We start from the raw sequence: 15,785 nt of genomic DNA on the forward strand, positions 1-15,785 counted from the left end.
TTCTCCCCGGTGTTTTATGAGCTGCGGCCTCTTCAAACTGAAGCGAGGGGGGGAGGTGTTCACTTCGAATCACCTCTTCATTACAGAGCAGGACCGCCCTTTCAATGCAGTTTTCCAGCTCCCTTATATTCCCGGGCCAGTGGTAGCTTGTCAGCATATTGATAGCTGGGGTGGAAAGGCGTGTGATGTTTTTGCTGTTTTCTTTGCTGTATTTCTCAAGGAAGTAGTCTGCGAGGAGCATAATGTCATCCTTGCGTTCTCTGAGCGGTGGAAGGAAGATTGGGAAAACGTTGATCCTGTAGTATAGGTCTTCGCGGAAAACGCCGTTTTTGATATCTTCCTCGAGGTTGCGGTTTGTTGCAACTACAATTCGTACGTTTGTCTTTATTGTTTCGTTCCCTCCAACTCTCTCAAACTCCTTGAACTGTATTGCCCGAAGGAGCTTCACCTGAAGGTTCAGCGAGAAATCGCCAATCTCATCGAGGAATATTGTGCCTCCGTTTGCCCGTTCAAAGCGCCCGATTTTCCTGTCTGAAGCGCCTGTGAACGCCCTTTTTCATGCCCGAAAAGCTCGCTCTCCAGAAGCGATTCAGGAAGGGCTGTGCAATTTATCTTTATAAACGGCTTATCTGCTCTGAGGCTGCTGTAGTGGATTGCGTGGGCGATAAGGTCTTTACCTGTCCCGCTCTCGCCCCTTATCATAACAGTAGCATTGCTTTGGGCAACCTGCTCCACGAGACGGAAAACCTCCTGCATAGCGTTGCTCGAGCCTATCATATTGTGTATTTTGAAACGGTTTCTCAGCTGCTGACGAAGCTTGAGGTTTTCCTCCTGCCAGCCGCGTTTCTCCTTTGTGTAGAGGTCGTTTATCTTAACTGCCTGGCCAACCATCGTTGCTATAACGTTCAGGATTCTTGCGTCGTTTTGAAGGCTTTTTCCAGAGCTGGTTTCCTTGCTAACGCTCATCGCGCCGGCAGTTTTGCCTTCAACCTTTATCGGAACGCAGATAAATGCCATCTTCTTGTCTTCCTTAGGTTTTCTCTCGCCCGCTTTGGCGAGGAAGCGTTTGTCCTTCTGGATATCAGGCACAATCACCGGCTCGCCTGACTGATAAACTATGCCTGTTATCCCCTCACCCTCTCGGTATTCAATCTGCTTTTGCAGCTCTGAATCAATATTATGAGCGACGGCTATTTTTATAGTTTCAGAATCAGGATCGAGCAGATTTATAGTTCCCATCTGAAGCGCCATATGCACCTCAAGGGCCTCGAGCACGCCTGCGAGTGTTCGTTTGAGTTCCAGCGATTCGGCAAGGGCTCGGGCTATACGGCTGAGCAGCTCGGTTTCGTGAATCCGTCTGTAAGGCATAAAAGCTCCTTCACTTATTGAAATTGCAATTGGGTTTTTGAGTAAGCCTTTATCACCTAATCTATACAAATATGTAATTAGTTCAATTAAAAAATACTTTTTTGTTTATTGTTTTAATGAAAAATTCAAATTTAGCTCTTTTAATATATACTCTGCTTATGTATAATAAAAATTCAAAAACAGATTCAATTTTTAAGCTGTCCGGCAAGGTTGTTTGTAAACACCTTAATGATATGTGTTTATGTCAATTCTTTCTGCTGTATTGTATTCAAACCGGGCTGCGAACCCGCTGAGGGAGGGAATTGAGCGTTTCTTTCCCTGCTGATTTTTATATGCTTCAGCGGTTTTCGCCGTGTTTGGCACAGCAGTTGTTTCTGCTGGAGAGAAACAGAAAAAAACTTATTTTAATAATTACAGGAGCAGTAAAAAATGAGTAAAGATGCCAAGAAGCCTTTAAGTGAGATGTTCGGGTCGTATGTGTTCAACGATGCGGTAATGCGTGAACGTCTTCCAAAGACTGTTTACAAGGCATTCAAGAAAACCGTGGAACTGGGCGAGCCGCTCGATTTGCAGGTAGCGGATGTTATTGCCAGTGCGATGAAAGACTGGGCAGTGGAGCTTGGTGCCACACACTACTGCCACTGGTTCCAGCCTATGACCGGAGCGACTGCGGAAAAGCATGATTCGTTTATCTCCCCTACGCCTGAGGGAAGAATCATTATGGAATTCAGCGGCAAAGAGCTGATTCAGGGCGAACCGGATGCCTCAAGCTTTCCCAGCGGAGGGCTCAGGGCAACATTCGAGGCCCGCGGCTACACCGCCTGGGACTGCACAAGCCCGGTATTCTGCAAGAAAGACGGCGATAATGTAACTATGTTCATTCCCTGTGCGTTTATATCATACACAGGTCAGGTGCTTGATAAGAAAACCCCTCTTCTGCGTTCGATGGAAGCGATCGACAAACAGGCGACAAGGGTTTTAAAGGCCCTGGGCAACAAAACAAGCAGCAGAGTTAATTCTACTCTCGGCGCTGAGCAGGAATACTTCCTCGTTGACAAGGAATTTGTTGATAAAAGGCTCGATCTGCTTGTTGCAGGGTGCACGCTTTTCGGCGAATCTCCCTCAAAGGGGCAGGAGCTCGACGACCACTATTTCGGTCAGATTGAATCACGCGTTGCCTCGTTTATGGCCTGCCTAAACCGCGAACTGTGGAAGCTCGGCATAACCGCCAAAACCCAGCATAACGAGGTGTCTCCGGCTCAGTATGAGATTGCTCCGGTGTTTGCCTCGGTTAATGTGGCAGTTGACCACAACCAGCTTACTATGGAAACGCTAAAGCGTGTGGCTAGAGAGCACGGCTTTGTATGTCTTCTCCACGAAAAGCCTTTCGCCGGCCTGAACGGCTCGGGCAAGCACAACAACTGGTCTATGAGCACAGATGACGGGATGAATCTGCTCAATCCGGGCGATACACCTCACGAAAATATGCAGTTCCTCGTGTTCCTTTTTGCGGTTATAAGAGCTGTTGACAAATATGCAGACCTTCTGAGGACATCAGTAGCAAGTGCATCAAATGACCACCGCCTTGGAGCGAATGAAGCCCCTCCTGCGATTATAAGCGTCTTCCTCGGGGAACAGCTTACTGAAATATACGAGCAGATAAAATCCGGCGGGCCGGGCTCATCCAAGGAGATGGGGCAGCTCAAGCTCGGGGTTTCCACTCTCCCCCAGCTGCCTCAGGACTGCACAGACAGAAACAGAACCTCGCCATTCGCATTCACCGGAAACCGCTTTGAATTCCGTATGCCGGGTTCGATTATGTCCCTTTCAGGCCCGAACTTTGTACTCAATACAATAGTGGCCGATGTACTCGAAGAGATGGCTGAGAAAATAGAAGAATTCTCTTCTGATTCATTCAATTCAGACGTTCAGAAGATGCTCAAAGAGTTTGCTGTAGAGCATGAAAAGGTAATATTTAACGGCGATAATTATACAGACCAGTGGGAGAAAGAGGCGGAAGAGAGAGGCCTGCCTAATCTGAAAAACACTGTGGATGCTCTTGCGAGCCTCGACAAGGAGAAGAATATTTCTGTATTCGAAAGGCAAAAAGTTCTCAACAGCTCTGAGCTTTCCGCAAGGCAGGAGATTCTGTATGAACAGTATGCCAGTCTGCTGAATATCGAGGCGCTTGCTGCCTTGAATATGGCTAAGAGGGAGATCCTTCCGGCAGCCGTTAAATATTCCAGCCAAGTCGCATCATCTGTGAATACCGTAAGCTCTGCAGGTATAGAGCCGGCATCTCAGAAAAAACTTCTCGTGGAACTCAACGAAACTATCAGCGATCTGTCAAACGCTATCTCGCAGCTTGAAAATGCCTGCGGAGAGGCGAAAAACATAGAAGAACCTGCAGAATCTGCTAAATGCTACAGAGATAAGGTAATCCCTGCGATGACAGCCTTAAGAGAGGCGGCAGACAAAATTGAAGGAATGGTGGATGCACAGATTTGGCCTCTGCCTACATACGCTGACATGCTATTTAAGAGATAAACGGCATCTTAGAAATCACCTTAAAACATTTTATCAGCCGGCGGGTATTCTCGCCGGCATTTTTTTCGACAATTTCGGCGGCTGGTTCATATCTCAATCGCTGAGATCTGGGTGGAATAAAATCTACTGTCCACTTATTCCGTACGCCGCAGAAGTACTATAAGCATACGTGGGTGCATAATTGACTGATTGCGCAAATTTTTGTTCGTTCTGAAAGTTTTATATCACAACATTGCTCTGATTTCACATATTTTTATTGAATGTTAAGCGATGCGGGGAAATATTATTGCCAACGCACCTGCAGGGCTGAGGATTTTGATATGGTTAAAATGGCAGTTTTTGTTAAAATACCCACTTCGGCAGACTCATTTATTGAGCAGATTAGGATTATTAGCCAAGCATAGAAAAAGGAGCTGAATTGAGTATTTGGCGTTTTGAAATATCCAGCAAGATAGGCTGGCCGGACGTACACGGAAAGGCAGTTCTCGAGGAGATCAGGGAGCTGGGCATAGAAGGCGTTGAAAATGTGGAGTGCACAAAGGTATTCCTTATAGAGGCGGATTTTGATGAGGCGTTTGCAGGACGAGTGGCAGATGAACTGCTCACCGACACTGTCTGCGAAGACTGCTTTTTGGGCAGGAGAACCGAGAAGGAAACCGAAAACCGCAGGATCGTGGAGGTTCATCTCAAAAGCGGTGTTACCGATTCGGTGGCCGGTTCTGTAACAGCTGCACTTGCCGATATGGGAGCAAGGGCATCGAGCGTGCGCACGGCAAAGAAATACGCTATCACCGGCTCACTCAGCGACGAGGACATAAACGTTATTACAAGAAGGGTTCTTGCCAACGACTGTGTCGAAGAGGTAATCTTCGGCAGCGATTCTGAGCCCCCCTCCCCGCATACCGATGAATACCAGCTCAAAAAAACTGAGATTGAGCTTCTCTCGCTCAGCGAAGAAGGGCTTATGAAGCTCAGCAAAGAAATGGATCTCTTTCTCGATGAGAAAGAAATGAAAGAGATTCAGCAGTACTACCAGCGTATCGGACGCAACCCAACAGACGTAGAGCTGGAAACAATCGCCCAAACTTGGAGCGAGCACTGCGTCCATAAAACCCTCAAGAGCAGTATCGATATGGATTTCGACGGCAAAAAGATTCATTTCGACAATCTCATCAAGGAAACAGTATTCAAAGCCACAAAAGACCTCTCGAAAAAATGGTGCGTTTCGGTATTCGAGGATAATGCAGGCGTTGTGGAGTTCGATGAGGATGATGCTGTATGTTTCAAGGTGGAAACGCATAACCACCCCTCAGCCCTCGATCCCTACGGCGGCGCTTCCACAGGAATCGGCGGGGTTCTCCGCGATCCCATGGGCACGGGGCTCGGCGCAAAGCCCGTTGCCAACACAGATGTATTCTGCTTCGGGAAGCCCGATACAAAGCTTGAAGACGTTCCGAAAGGCACTCTGCACCCAAGGCGAGTGATGAAGGGCGTTGTGAGCGGGGTTCGCGATTACGGCAACCGTATGGGCATACCAACAGTGAACGGGGCAGTGTATTTCGACCAGCGTTATATGGCCAATCCTCTCGTTTTCTGCGGGACAGTGGGGCTGATTCCCCGCGATAAGTGCTTCGGGGAGGCGAGCCCGGGAGATTATGTGGTTGTTGTGGGCGGAAAAACCGGCCGCGACGGGATACACGGAGCCACGTTCTCCAGCGGACAGATGACCCACGAACACGAAGACATATTCTCTCATGCGGTACAGATTGGCGATGCGATAACCGAAAAGAAGGCTCTGGACACAATCCTCAAGGCGAGAGATGCAGGCATCTATGATGCCATCACAGACTGCGGCGCAGGCGGGCTGAGCTCAGCTGTAGGCGAGATGGGCGAGAAAACCGGCGTAAATGTGGAGCTGGAGAGAGTGCCGCTAAAGTATAAGGGGCTATCCTACACAGAAATATGGATCAGCGAGGCGCAGGAGCGGATGGTGCTTGCTGTGAAGCCGGAGAACCTCGAGAAGATCCTCGAAATCTTTCGCTCTGAAGACGTTGAGGCAATTCAGATAGGCCGTTTTACCAGCGACAAAAAGCTTACCCTAAACTACAGAGGCACTCAGGTGGGCGAGCTTGAGATGGAATTTTTGCATAACGGCATCCCCCAGTATTCAAGAACAGCCAGATGGCAGACTCCGAAACTCGACGAGCCTGAGCCGAAGAATAAATTTGATTACAATGAGGATTTGAAAGAAATTCTCAGTTCATACAACGTTGCGAGCAAGGAATGGATTATCCGCCAGTACGACCACGAGGTTCAGGGCGGAAGCGTAATAAAGCCGCTGGTGGGCGTTGCGTTAGACGGCCCATCCGATGCAGCTGTAATACGCCCAAAGCAGGCGAGCGATAAGGGCGTTGCTATTGCGTGCGGTATGAACCCGCTCTACGGCGACATAGACCCGTACTGGATGGCTCTTTCCGGCATCGACGAGGCTGTGCGTAATGTTGTGTGCGTGGGCGGACGTCCGGACAGAATCGCCCTGCTTGATAACTACTGCTGGGGTAACTGCCGGAAGCCGGAAATCCTCGGCGGTCTCGTGCGGGCTTCACAGGCCTGCTACGACGGGGCAATGGGCTTTGAGGCTCCGTTCATCTCAGGAAAAGACTCACTTAACAACGAATTCAAAACCGAAGACGGAACAGAAATCAATATCCCTCCTACACTGCTGATAAGCGCTCTCACGCAGGTCGATGATGTACGTGAATGTATTACGATGGACCTCAAGAAGCCGGGCAATGCTGTTTACCTCGTTGGCGAAACATTCGACGAACTGGGCGGCTCACATTACTACAGCATTAACGGCAAACTCGGGGCGAACGTGCCGAAAGTGGATACTGCTGCTGCCCTTAAAACTGCAAAGAAAATGCATACAGCTATATCTTCCGGCCTAGTTCGAAGCGCGCACGACTGCTCGGAAGGCGGATTTGCCGCTGCTGCTGCTGAGATGGCCTTTGCAGGCGGGCTCGGAATAGAATGTGATGCAGGGCTTGTAAAATGCGCCGAAGAGCTCAGCAATGAGGCAAGGCTCTTCAGCGAATCGAATTCGCGGTATGTGGTGGAAGTGCAGGCGGATAAAACTGCCGACTTCGAAAGGGCTCTGGACGGCTGCGTTTTCTCTCGCATAGGCAGGGTAACCGATAATGAACGGGTAGTGATTACAGGCGGTGATAATGAGCTGATAAACGCCTCAATCGGCTCGCTCAAAAAGGCTTGGCAAAGCCCGCTGGCCTTCTGAGAGGCAAGCTTAAATTCAGGGCTTCAGCGTTATATTATCTATCAGCCTTGCAGGGCCGATACGCACGGCTATTGCTGCTAGCGATTCTGCGGATATGTTCTCTTCGGGCTGGAAGGTGTCTTTCCGCACGATTTCGATATAGTCTATTTCTGCTGAGGGGCAGGATTGGATGGTTTCACGAATTTTGCTTTTCAGACGGGAAGTATCGCGCTGTCCTGAATTAAAAAGTTCCCTGCAAAGCATCAGAGATTTATAAAGCACTCCCGCCTGCTTTCGCTGGTCTTCGCTGAGGTAATCATTCCGGCTGCTCATTGCAAGCCCGCTTTCCTCACGCACAATCGGGCATCCGATAATCTCCAGCGGCATATCAAGCTGGGCAGCTGCAGCCCTTATCACAGCTAGCTGCTGAGCGTCCTTCTGTCCGAAATATGCCCTGTCCGGCTGAACGATATTGAAAAGCTTCGTGCAAACAGTAGCCACGCCGCGGAAATGCCCCGGGCGTGCTGCTCCGCAGAGCGTTTCTGTGAGCGGGCCTTCAACATCCACCCAAACCTTCTGGGGTTCGGGATACATCTGGCCGGCAGACGGAGCAAACACCGCATCAGCCCCCGCCTTTTCACTTCGTTTTAAGTCTTCCGATAAATTGCGGGGGTAGCTCTCGAGGTCTTCATTCGGACCGAACTGCGTTGGATTAACAAAAACGCTCACAACAACGAAATCGCAATCTGAGCTGGCACGTTCGATCAGCGAGAGATGCCCTTCGTGCAGGGCTCCCATCGTGGGTACAAGACCAACGGATTTTCCATCAGCCTTAACGCTGGAAACTATCCGGCGAATCTCACTTTTTGTTTCAGCCTTTTTCATTTCAGATAATACCTCACTTTCTCTGCTATGTCAGATATCGTGTTTTGATCCCTGAAATCAGCATACCCGCTGTTTATCTCGAGAACGGGCGATTTTTTCCAGTTTCTAATGAGCCTGCAATACTCTTCGCTTAGCCTGTAAACCAAATCTTCGGGAAGGCGTGATTCGATTTTCCTTTGCCTTTGTTCTATTCTCTGAAGGTAAATCTCCGGCGGGCATTTTATGTGCAGAATGAGGCAGGCTGGCCAGAAATTTATCGCGGCGCGTTCGAACTGCTCGTAGAAGATGAGCCTTTCCTCCTGATTCAGCCAGAATTTCGGAAAGATAAGCGATTTCTCGGGCAGGAAGTCTGTGATGTATATCTTATCCGGCCGCAGGCTGGTGCGTCTGAGCTGCTGGAGCGATCTATCCAGGAAGTACAGCTCGCTGTTCAGAGCGAGGTCTTCCCTGCCCTGATACACAAACGGCAGGAACGGGTTGTTCTGATAATCTTCGAGCAGAAGCTCTGTTTCGAGCTTTGCAGAAAGCATCTTTGCAAGCGTTGTTTTCCCTGCTCCGATAGTCCCTGCAATGCATACAAGGCGCGGATTGTGATTTTCGTTGAAAAAGCTCCTGCCCCGCACAATCTCAAGCATTTCTAAGGTGCTATACTTTAAAACGGGATGTTTGACTGATGGGGCTATCTGGGCAAGCGGACATAGAACAAAGCTTCTAAGGTGCATCTGCGGATGGGGAACTTGAAGCTCGGGGGCGTCTATCACTTCTCCGTTGAAGTATATTATGTCCAGATCGATTGTCCTCGAGCTCCATTTATATTCCCTCTCTCTGCCGAGAGAATCTTCGATTTTCTGGAGCTTCTCCAGAAGTTTGGCAGGGGCAAGGCTGGTGGAAATTTTGGCAGCGCAGTTGCAGTAGTCGGGCTGATTAGAGCTGGAGAGGGGCGAATTTTCTATTATACGGCTTGTTTTCTCAAGCTTGCAGTGCGGGCTTTCCCCAATCTTCTCAAGGCTTTTGCGTATATTGCCCTGTTTATCCCCGAGATTGCTGCCAAGAGATATATAAACCGTATTTTCCATAGGTCTCTACGCTGCTTAATCCATTTTTACTGGGTTTTTATAACGTTCTTCTCTTCAGATTTAGGCTTATTAGGCGTTCCGAAATCGGTTATGTCCGAGTCTGTTCTCTGCCAAATCTGGCCGCTGCGTGTGTCTAAAATAAAAACCGAATCTGCTCCGCCCGAAGAAATTTGATAAGTACCCTCTCGCGGGGCAACCGCCTGCCCCATACATACCGCAAGCCCTATACCGAGGGCAAACCCGATAAGGAGATTTTTAACCTTGGATTCTTGCTTCATTTTTCTATTCCTTTTTTTATCTTACTTAAAAATGCAGAGCCCCTTACAGCGAGGCCCTGCATACAATTTTTTTAATAATGTCGGTTTTGGCTTTGCTTTATTAAAGAGCGCCTTCAAACACCTTTATACCATCTACCACTTTGCACACATGCACTGCATACTTATCAGCAAAGTCCGGATGGCTTCTTGGGTATCCGTTGTTTACGGCCTTTTTCAAATCATCAACGGCTTCCGCCCTTGCCAGCGCGCCCGCTGCGCCTTTATCGCCTCCGCCGAGCATCCTCTCACCGAGAACGCCGTCAACGGTTCTAACTGTATCGCACATCGTTTCAAGCTCGGGCCGGAGATTACATAATCATCCCGCAGCCCGATACCGTCTTCACGGAAGATTTTGCCGACAGTTTCGATATCGCCTTCTCTCCATGCGTTGAGCATCTGATAGAACCTCTTCTGGGCGTTGTATATATACACCAGCCTCTGAACAAGCTCCGGGTCTGTTACGATGAAATGATTGTAAATTCGATTGAAAAGAGCCTCATCCTTTATGTCCGCAAGGCAGCTTATCTCAAAGCCCGCTTCCTGAGCCTTCTCTACAAGCTCCTCGCATTCAGCACGCCTGATCTTGTAGGTGGATTTCTCGAGCCCGGGACGTACAGTTCCGGTATCGAGCCCTACAATCCTGAATTCGTCGGTATCCCCGCCCATCGGGACATAGCTGATAGACCTGTCTGCGGGGTTGTAGTGCGTACCCATGCCCTCTTTAGCGAAAAGAATCATAATTTGGTCGAGTTCTCCGCAGGGCGAGCCGATATACTCATTTTCTATGCCAACTGCTATATCGATCACGTCGAGCTGATTTTCAATCTCAACCCCGCTCGCATCGCACATTGAGAGGATTAGATTCAGGGCAAGCGAAGCAGACCGGCTCATACCCCCGCCCGGGATATTCCCGTAGATCACTGCATCAAAGCCTTCCTTGAGCTGATAGCCCTTCTGTTTGAGCATATAATCTGCTCCGTAGGGGAATCTGCTCCAAGAATCACGAACTGAATACGGGCTGGGTACACTGCCGATTTCGAATTCTACTATGCCGTCTTCAGGGAAATTTCCGCTGAAAAGACGAAATTTTTTCGTTCCGTTTGGTTTATAGGCCATCCAGATAAATCGGTCTGTGCCAACACCGAAAAGCTCGGTACCGTTGTAATCACCGTGCTCCACGCCGAGACAGAAACGCGAAGAGCTGCGACGAACTTTGCCGCCGCTGATATCAAGCCCCTGCTGCTTGGCCATTTCGTTGAGTTGTTCGACTACCTGCTTATCCTGCCGGGATAAATCCATAATTTCACCTCGTTAGTTTTCAAAAGAGATACGTTTCAATTTGTCTAAGTTTATAAAGACCGTGTGCTTCCAAAGAATCTCAAGAAGCTTGAGTATAATTACTTAGCTTATTTCAGCAAGCAAAAAGCTTAATCATGGATGTGCCTCTCCCCTGTCTTTGAACAGTAATAATTAGACAAATTCCTTCAAACAGCAGTTTTTTCCTTTTGCCCCTTCAGAATTATTTTGAGGGGTGAAAGGCAAAAAACTGCGGACATACTCTACAGGAGCTTTCCCTCCCAGTGATTCGTGCCCACGCTCATAATTATATTCTATAAGCCAATCTAAAGTTAAATTACGAGCTTCTGATAAATTCTTAAAACTGTACATATCAAGTATATCCTCTCGATAACTCCGATTGAATCGTTCAATAAAACTGTTTTGCTGAGGCTTGCCTGCTTCTATACGGCGGTGCCTGATTCTGTTTCGGCAGCAGAACCTGCGAAATTGAAGGCTCCTAAATTCCGGCCCATTATCGCTGCGAATAAAGCGGGGGAAACCCCGATCAGAGCCTATTAATTCAAGGCTACGAATTATGCGAAGCGAAGGTAAGCTCGTGTCGATCTCAATATCCAATGCCTCACGGTTAAACTCATCGATAACGTTGAAAGCCCTGAATGGCCGACCATTACTCAAACTATCGCTCATAAAATCAATACTCCATATCTCATTAGCTCTCGTAGCTTCTGGCATAGGTTTACGCTCTATTTGCCTTATCAAATTCTTTTTACGGTTGTTAAGCTGAAATTCATTTTCCTTATAAACACGATAAACCTTTTTGTGATTCCAGCTATATCCCTTGCGGCGGATACTGTCGAATATCTTTGGAAATCCGCGTCGAGGACGGGAATCTATTACCAGCTCTATCTGTCTTTTTACCTCAGCATCATCGTTTCTTGAAGGAGTATAGTAAAAACTGCCCCGGCTGATGCCTGCTGCTTTACAAGATGATTGCACGCATAAGCCCTTAGAATGTGCCTGCCTGGCAAAATCCTTTCGCTCGGCAGGCTTTAGAAGTTTTTTTCTATTAAATCCTTGAGAACGTTATTCTCTAATGATAAGTCCGCATACATCTTTTTGAGCTTGCCGTTCTCTCGCTCTAACTCGCGTAAACGCCTTATCTCACTGCCGCCAATACCAGAATACTTGCTCTTCCAGTTGTAAAATGTGGCACGGGATATGCCGTATTTCCTGGTCAAATCACTGACCTCTAAACCGGCTTCTGACTCCTTGAGAATCGAAAGTATCTGGCTTTCACTAAACCTCGATCTTCGCATTTTAAGTTCCTTTCTAAATATTTGAGTTGGTTTATATTATTCAGGAACCGTCTAATTTAAAGTGTTCAATTCTATGGGAGAGCTACATGGACGGCTGCAAATCGCCGCCAAATCGCTTCATTTTTGGAAATCACTCCGCTGAGAAAGCGTGTTTTTATCGACATAATACTAATTTAACCTGCTTAAAACGCTTAAAGCACCGATTTACTGAGAGTACAATGTCTTTTTGAGAGGGATTGTCTATTAAACGAACGTCATTGCAAGAGTGAGAACCTGTGTGCTTGCTCCGTTCTGCTCTGATTTCTGCGGTCGGGTGCAAATTTCAGAGATGAAGAAACGAATTTATCAGTAAATGCCATTTTTCCGCCTTTTCGTTTGACTCAACGCATATTTAGTGCTTATAATAGTCGCATTGTCATATATAGTATTAAATTAAGGATAACGCTTAAATGCTCTGCCCCTTTTGTAAAGTTGATGATGACAGGGTAGTCGACACCCGCATTACCGATGAAGGACGTACAATCCGTCGCCGCAGGCTTTGCCACGGCTGCGGGAAGAGATTTACTACGTACGAAAAAATAAGCGAAGATATGGGGCTCAGCGTTATCAAGAAAGATAATACCCGCGTGCCATACGACCGCGAGAAGATTATCTCAGGCCTCGAGAAGGCCTGCTATAAAAGGCCTATCGCTGCTCCCCAAGTAAGACTCCTTGCAGACCGCGTGGAGGAAGATATATTCCAGCATTCGGATAAAGAAGTTTCATCGAAGTTTATCGGCGAATGCATCATGGACCACCTTAAAGATATAGACAAGGTGGCATATATCCGCTTTGCAAGCGTTTACAGGCAGTTTAATGATGTGAGCGATTTTATCGACGAAGAAGGCCTTCAGGAAAGGTCAGAAAGCAGTAAAAGAAACCAGCAGAACAAGGAGCAGAATGCCAATGGAACTGGCAGTGATTCAGGACAGGACAGTCCCGCTCAGTGAATTAGACAGCTCATTCTTAGACCGCGGCCTGTTCTTCGGCGACGGCGTTTACGAGGTGATGCGAACCTACGGCGGCAGGCTTTTCGCTCTTGATGAGCATCTTGAAAGGCTGGATCGAAGTCTGAGGGCAGTTTGGATAAAAGGCGTAGATATCCCAGCACTCAGAGCTCAAATAATTGATGCATACAAGGAAACAGGCATTGACAACTGCTGCATATACCTGCATATAACAAGGGGCTCTGCCCCAAGGTCTCACGCCTGGCCTGAAGGGATAAAGCCGAATATATTTATGATGTTCTCGCATATAGAGGGCTATGAAAAGCTGCACAGAGACGGGGTGAAGGTTTGCATTGCAGAAGACCTCAGATGGAAGAGATGCGATATCAAATCCCTGAACCTTCTTCCGAACGCAATGGCCAAAAAATTTGCCCGCGACAAAGACTGCTTTGAGGCAATCTTGAAAGACAGAAGAGGCGATATTACAGAAGGGGCGAGCTCAGCATTTTTTGCTGTTTTCAACAGAATGGTTGTAACAAGGCCGCTTAGCAATAAAATACTCCCGAGCATAAGCAGAATGTTTGTGCGAAGGGCAGTTGAAAACTGCGGGATTGAATTTGCAGAGAAAACGCTGAACCCGCTTCAGGCTGCAAAGGCAGACGAACTTTTCCTCGCCGTTACCACGAAAGATATAGTGGGAATAACTGATTTCGACGGCAGGCCGGTCAGCGGGGGAAAAGTAGGCAGGATTACAAAAAGCCTGCAGGAAAGCTTCGCAGAAATTGTAAAGAAAAACGCTCTCAAGCCCTGCTGAGAGCATAATCGGGAATAAAATTTTATGGCCGAAACCGAAAACAAGGATATAAACAAAGAAGATGGGAAGATGAAGTCTATGAGCCTCGGAGATCACCTCGAGGAGCTCAGGCTAAGGCTTTTTCTTGCAATTGCAGGGCTTATTGTCGGCTTTATTATAGCCCTGATATTCGGCAAATTCCTTTTCGGGATCGTCGTCGAACCGTATGCAGATGCGGTAAAACTCACCGGCGGTACGCCGCATATGCAGGCTATCAAGCCGGCAGAAAAATTCCTGATGTACCTGAAAACATCGCTTATCTTCGGCCTTATCTTCACTGCCCCGTGGGTGTTTTACCAAATATGGAAGTTTATCGCCCCCGGGCTTTATAAAAACGAAACGAAATTCGTATATATAGTAACGCCGGCCAGTGCTGCTTTGTTTGTGGGCGGTGCCACATTCTTCCTAACAGTAATAGCTCCCCTTGCACTGAAATTCTTCATAGGATTCGATGTTGGAGTAGATTACGTGGAGACAAACCTCACATTAGACCATTACGTGGATTTTATGCTCGCCCTGACGCTTGCTTTCGGAATAGCTTTTCAGCTTCCGATTGTGATATTCTTTGCAGAAAAGCTCGGGCTTGTAACGGTTGAAAAGCTCAGAAAGGGCAGGAAATTCGTATTCCTCGGGCTGTTTGTAGCAGCTGCCGGGGCAACACCTCCAGACCCTGTTTCGATGCTCTCGCTCGCAGCTCCGCTATACGTGCTCTATGAGGGAACGATCATAGTATGTGCTATGCTCAAACGCGATTCTAAGAAAAAAGAAACTGAATCAGCAGAGAAAGATGAATAATCAGAAAACTCTAATACTCGCTATTGAAACAAGCTGCGATGAGACAGCTGCCGCAGTTCTTCGAGGGGAAAAAAATGTTCTCTCGAGCGTGGTTTCCTCTCAGGCCGATCTGCATAAACATTACGGCGGGGTTGTTCCGGAGATTGCATCGAGAGCCCATATTGAGAGGATATATCCGGTAGTGGACAAGACGGTGCAGGATGCGGGCATTGAGCTTTCCGATCTCGATGCTGTGGCTGTGGCGAACTGTCCCGGGCTTTCGGTAGCGCTGATTGTAGGCGTTACTGCAGCGAAAACCCTCGCCTTTATGCTGGACATACCGCTTATCAGCATAAATCACATACACGCACACCTGCAGTCTGCAATGATAGAGGCGGAGGATATCGCTCTTCCCGCAACTGCTCTTGTGGTTTCAGGCGGGCATACCAGCATCTACAGCTGCAAATCCGCCCTCGAGCTTGAGCTTGCAGGCTCTACGATAGATGATGCAGCAGGCGAGGCGTTTGATAAGGTAGCTCAGATTTTGAACCTCCCATATCCGGGAGGCCCGAGCATTCAGAAAGCAGCGGAAAAAGGAAACCCTAAAGCGATTCAGTTTCCGCGTTCTATGCTGGGAAAGGATTCTCTGGATTTTTCATTCAGCGGGATTAAAACTGCCGTGCTGTACCACTGCAAGGGACAGAATATGAAAGGCAGCTCCCTGGTTAGCGATATGAGCGAGAAGGAAATTGCCGATATCGCTGCCTCGTTCCAGCAGGCGGTCGTGGATGTGCTCGTGAAGAAAACTATGCTCGCAGCAGAAATCCAGAATTCCGGAACTGTTCTGCTCGGAGGAGGCGTAGCTGCGAATAAGATCCTCAGAGAGCAAATGAAACAGAAATGCGAGAAAAGAGGTATCCGCCTGCTCATAGCCCCGATGAAATACTGCACGGATAATGCCGTTATGATCGGCTCGCTGGCATGGCATAAATACAATGCAGGCCTCTTCGCAGGCTTAGACCTTGAAGCTAGCTCCTCCGCATGAATTTATGGCAATTAAAATAGGTTTTCCGCTTAAATTCAAGTAAAAACG

Annotated in this window: 11 protein-coding genes and 1 pseudogene; 6 read left to right on the plus strand and 6 right to left on the minus strand. The window is 48.0% G+C overall.

Features of this window, described 5'->3' with window-relative positions:
• Positions 1 to 72: 72 nt before the first annotated feature.
• Positions 73 to 1,368 (minus strand): annotated as a pseudogene (locus tag L21SP3_RS05160) (sigma 54-interacting transcriptional regulator); the annotation flags it as partial.
• Between the two features lie 429 nt (positions 1,369 to 1,797).
• Between L21SP3_RS05160 and L21SP3_RS05165 the strand changes: the two are divergent.
• Positions 1,798 to 3,915 (plus strand): glutamine synthetase III family protein, encoded by a 2,118-nt coding sequence (locus L21SP3_RS05165; RefSeq protein ID WP_077539760.1) that lies wholly within the window; start codon positions 1,798 to 1,800, stop codon positions 3,913 to 3,915.
• A 418-nt stretch (positions 3,916 to 4,333) separates the two neighbouring features.
• Entirely contained in the window at positions 4,334 to 7,207 is a 2,874-nt protein-coding gene (gene purL / locus L21SP3_RS05170) for a phosphoribosylformylglycinamidine synthase subunit PurL (protein ID WP_227806820.1), read from the plus strand.
• A gap of 15 nt (positions 7,208 to 7,222) precedes the next feature.
• Here the strand turns inward: purL and panC are convergent, their stop codons facing one another.
• The 5 genes from panC to L21SP3_RS05195 all read right to left on the minus strand — a co-directional run bounded on the left by panC (position 7,223) and on the right by L21SP3_RS05195 (position 12,079).
• Positions 7,223 to 8,071, minus strand: a complete 849-nt coding sequence (gene panC, locus L21SP3_RS05175) for a pantoate--beta-alanine ligase (protein ID WP_077539762.1) — start codon at positions 8,069 to 8,071, stop codon at positions 7,223 to 7,225.
• Positions 8,068 to 9,147, minus strand: a complete 1,080-nt coding sequence (gene folK, locus L21SP3_RS05180; protein WP_077539763.1) for a 2-amino-4-hydroxy-6-hydroxymethyldihydropteridine diphosphokinase — start codon at positions 9,145 to 9,147, stop codon at positions 8,068 to 8,070. The genes panC and folK overlap by 4 nt, the downstream gene beginning before the upstream one ends.
• Before the next feature lie 26 nt (positions 9,148 to 9,173).
• A complete protein-coding gene (locus tag L21SP3_RS05185) occupies positions 9,174 to 9,425 on the minus strand; it encodes a hypothetical protein (RefSeq protein ID WP_077539764.1) in 252 nt (83 codons plus the stop codon).
• Between the two features lie 213 nt (positions 9,426 to 9,638).
• Positions 9,639 to 10,763 carry a galactokinase gene (locus L21SP3_RS05190; RefSeq protein ID WP_118084519.1) on the minus strand — a complete coding sequence of 375 codons (1,125 nt, stop codon included), beginning with the start codon at positions 10,761 to 10,763 and terminating at the stop codon, positions 9,639 to 9,641.
• A gap of 171 nt (positions 10,764 to 10,934) precedes the next feature.
• A protein-coding gene (locus L21SP3_RS05195; protein ID WP_390612107.1) for an IS3 family transposase occupies positions 10,935 to 12,079 on the minus strand; the annotation gives its coding sequence in 2 pieces (ribosomal slippage) (positions 10,935 to 11,818 and positions 11,818 to 12,079; 1,146 coding nt in all).
• Between the two features lie 449 nt (positions 12,080 to 12,528).
• Between L21SP3_RS05195 and nrdR the strand changes: the two genes are divergently transcribed.
• From nrdR to tsaD, 4 genes are read left to right on the plus strand one after another with little or no spacing between them, the layout of a single operon-like run.
• Positions 12,529 to 13,068 (plus strand): transcriptional regulator NrdR, encoded by a 540-nt coding sequence (gene nrdR, locus L21SP3_RS05205; RefSeq protein ID WP_077539767.1) that lies wholly within the window; start codon positions 12,529 to 12,531, stop codon positions 13,066 to 13,068.
• The gene (locus L21SP3_RS05210) at positions 13,019 to 13,879 is read left to right on the plus strand and encodes an aminotransferase class IV (RefSeq protein ID WP_077539769.1); all 861 of its coding nucleotides are present in this window, start codon (positions 13,019 to 13,021) and stop codon (positions 13,877 to 13,879) included. Before nrdR ends, L21SP3_RS05210 begins: the two co-directional genes overlap by 50 nt.
• Before the next feature lie 24 nt (positions 13,880 to 13,903).
• The gene (gene tatC, locus L21SP3_RS05215) at positions 13,904 to 14,713 is read left to right on the plus strand and encodes a twin-arginine translocase subunit TatC (RefSeq protein WP_077539770.1); all 810 of its coding nucleotides are present in this window, start codon (positions 13,904 to 13,906) and stop codon (positions 14,711 to 14,713) included.
• Positions 14,706 to 15,737 carry a tRNA (adenosine(37)-N6)-threonylcarbamoyltransferase complex transferase subunit TsaD gene (tsaD, locus tag L21SP3_RS05220; protein WP_077539772.1) on the plus strand — a complete coding sequence of 344 codons (1,032 nt, stop codon included), beginning with the start codon at positions 14,706 to 14,708 and terminating at the stop codon, positions 15,735 to 15,737. Before tatC ends, tsaD begins: the two co-directional genes overlap by 8 nt.
• The last annotated feature ends 48 nt before the right edge of the window (positions 15,738 to 15,785 follow it).

This window comes from Sedimentisphaera cyanobacteriorum, assembly GCF_001997385.1.
Taxonomy (GTDB): Bacteria; Planctomycetota; Phycisphaerae; order Sedimentisphaerales; family Sedimentisphaeraceae; genus Sedimentisphaera; species Sedimentisphaera cyanobacteriorum.

Excerpts from the sequence above, each read along its gene's own strand:
- L21SP3_RS05165 (WP_077539760.1), top strand. The coding sequence starts at position 1,798 with ATGAGTAAAGATGCCAAGAAGCCTTTAAGTGAGATGTTCGGGTCGTAT.
- panC (WP_077539762.1), bottom strand. The coding sequence starts at position 8,071 with ATGAAAAAGGCTGAAACAAAAAGTGAGATTCGCCGGATAGTTTCCAGC.
- folK (WP_077539763.1), bottom strand. The coding sequence starts at position 9,147 with ATGGAAAATACGGTTTATATATCTCTTGGCAGCAATCTCGGGGATAAA.
- L21SP3_RS05185 (WP_077539764.1), bottom strand. The coding sequence starts at position 9,425 with ATGAAGCAAGAATCCAAGGTTAAAAATCTCCTTATCGGGTTTGCCCTC.
- L21SP3_RS05190 (WP_118084519.1), bottom strand. The coding sequence starts at position 10,763 with ATGGATTTATCCCGGCAGGATAAGCAGGTAGTCGAACAACTCAACGAA.
- nrdR (WP_077539767.1), top strand. The coding sequence starts at position 12,529 with ATGCTCTGCCCCTTTTGTAAAGTTGATGATGACAGGGTAGTCGACACC.
- L21SP3_RS05210 (WP_077539769.1), top strand. The coding sequence starts at position 13,019 with ATGCCAATGGAACTGGCAGTGATTCAGGACAGGACAGTCCCGCTCAGT.
- tatC (WP_077539770.1), top strand. The coding sequence starts at position 13,904 with ATGGCCGAAACCGAAAACAAGGATATAAACAAAGAAGATGGGAAGATG.
- tsaD (WP_077539772.1), top strand. The coding sequence starts at position 14,706 with ATGAATAATCAGAAAACTCTAATACTCGCTATTGAAACAAGCTGCGAT.